The sequence below is a fragment of the Robbsia andropogonis genome (genome assembly GCF_000970345.1).
Classification (GTDB): domain Bacteria; phylum Pseudomonadota; class Gammaproteobacteria; order Burkholderiales; family Burkholderiaceae; genus Robbsia; species Robbsia andropogonis.
Window position 1 is genome coordinate 1 of the sequence record NZ_LAQU01000138.1, and the last position, 2,122, is coordinate 2,122.

Annotated in this window: 2 protein-coding genes and 2 pseudogenes; all 4 read right to left on the reverse strand. The window is 47.4% G+C overall.

Translation table 11 applies throughout. From position 1 onward, the window contains the following. Window positions 1-200: pseudogene (locus WM40_RS26510) on the reverse strand (PLP-dependent transferase); the annotation flags it as partial. Between the two features lies 1 nt (window position 201). Continuing rightward, window positions 202-837 (reverse strand): hypothetical protein, encoded by a 636-nt coding sequence (locus WM40_RS31925; protein WP_236693722.1) that lies wholly within the window; start codon window positions 835-837, stop codon window positions 202-204. Then, window positions 782-1,354 carry an aminotransferase class V-fold PLP-dependent enzyme gene (locus tag WM40_RS31930; protein WP_236693723.1) on the reverse strand — a complete coding sequence of 191 codons (573 nt, stop codon included), beginning with the start codon at window positions 1,352-1,354 and terminating at the stop codon, window positions 782-784. Before WM40_RS31930 ends, WM40_RS31925 begins: the two co-directional genes overlap by 56 nt. 532 nt (window positions 1,355-1,886) lie before the next feature. Continuing rightward, window positions 1,887-2,122 (reverse strand): annotated as a pseudogene (locus WM40_RS26520) (methyl-accepting chemotaxis protein); the annotation flags it as partial.

Sequence of the window (2,122 nt, forward strand, 5' to 3'; positions counted from 1 at the left end):
TTAATGATCCGCGTGTATGTAAATCCGTCGCTTTTCACATTGTAAATATCCGCGATTTTTGCCAGATCGCCGTCAAGCTCGTACGCTGTCGTTTGGTAAATCGGCACTGCAACGGCCTTCGTGATGGGGTCGTGACGATACGCTGCATGCAAAAGAGCTGTTTCCGAAGACATATTGTTATCACGAATAGTGTGTGACATATTACAAGCTCCTTGTGTCAAGTGGCGGCACAAAACGTTCTGGTACCATGGGGTCGCTATTCGTTTTATCAAAAAAATCTTGAAATGCATTGCCTAATAGATGTATCCATCGCGGCTTGATAGCGCCGATGCATCCGATTCTAAAACTGCGTGTCGAAGCATGCATTTTTGAATAGATATAGAGATTGTAGTCGGCGAGATGCAGGTACAGTGCATCGAAATCTTTGGGCGTATCAATAATCCCATGCGCAGTGAGCGCCACACAAACGGGTGAACGTACATCAGCAGTCAGCAGTGGAGAGGCATAACGCGCGGTTACACGAATGATTTCATCCCGCACCGAGCAGTACCGTTTCCCTCGATTAGCCACACCTTCCAGATCTAACCCTTCAAGAGCCTTAGTACAAGCTTGGATTACGTGCGTGGGCGGCGTAGATCGCCACTCTCCGGTTTGCTCGAGACTTTTCCATTGATCATGGACATCCAGAACAAACGAACTGACCGAATGATCCCTTGCTCTGAGCAAGTCGAGCTTCGCTATGACGAACGCTACACCAGGAGGACCTTCAATGCATTTGTTGCTAGACGTGACCAGTACGTCGAAATGAACTTTTTTTAGCGCTGATATCGATCGCACCGAAAGAACTCATCGCATCTACAATTGTTCTTATCCCGCGCCGCGCCGCGAGATTAACAATGGCCTCGAATGGGTTAAGCACACCAGTAGTTGTTTCACAGTGAACAAAACAGATATGCGTAATTGATCGATGATTTTCTAAATATGTGCTGATGTCGGCAACTGACAGCGGCTCGTGACTCGGCGCCCTCATACAAACCGCCTGAATCCCGCGTAATTCTAGAATTCTTAGGATCCGCTCACCATAGATACCATTAATACACACGAGAGGTCTGTCAGACAATGAGATGAACGACGTCAACGCGGCCTCAATACCATAAGTACCGCTACCTTGGACTGGCACTACGGAATGTGAGCCATATCCGTCGATCAGATCTAAAATTCGCTCACGCATCATGGCGGTAATATTTTTAAAGCTCTGATCGCGGGATCCCATATCAAACTGCATTTGCGCCTTGACGTCGTCGGTTAATGACAATGGGCCTGGTGTCATTAAGTAATGATGTCGAATAGACATATAACAGTCCTTATTATATGAAAATATGAACTTCGTTTTTTCGTCAACATCCTGAAGAGATGCAGTCGTGGGTCACGACTGCATTCGGCAATTGCGTGATGAATTATCCAGTTGCTTTACTAGCGAATTTTTGCGAAACCATTGAATTTTCCGAATTTTGAACGCCAAGGCTTGCCATTGTATCTGTGCCGCACTCCTAAGGGAAGTTTTTTTTTGAAATTTTCGGATTATTTATCGAATAAATATAGAATGGGAATAACGATTATTATTGAGTGTTGCAGAATCCAATTAATCTATGATTGTATCTTTCAAAAAGCTGAAACCTACTTAGTACTACAGCCGTAGATGTAAAGGGGCATTGTCAAATTGTTGTGGTTGTTGACGTAAGATGTCGGGTTCTGTCGCAATAAGGGGATCTGTTATTCTGAATACCCCGAGCGAACAATCAGATCCATGAAGCAAAAGCTGACTGCGGCGATTTCGAAAGTGTTCAAACGGCTCCACTATCCGCTGGCCGCGATGCTGGGCATTGTCACGTTGTCGAGGCGTTCGTTCGCGCCAGCTGCGCACGCATCTCCTTGAGCGAGAACAGCAGACTACTCGTGTCGCCGGGCCGTATGTCAATGTCCGCTGTCAAATCGCCCTGCGCAATACGCTGTGCAACACGCGCCGCTGCGGCCGGCTCACCACCGATGGATCCATACACGTGAGCCGATACGCGCCAAGCGACAGCGCCAACCACGAGTGCAAGCACGACGAGCATGGCGG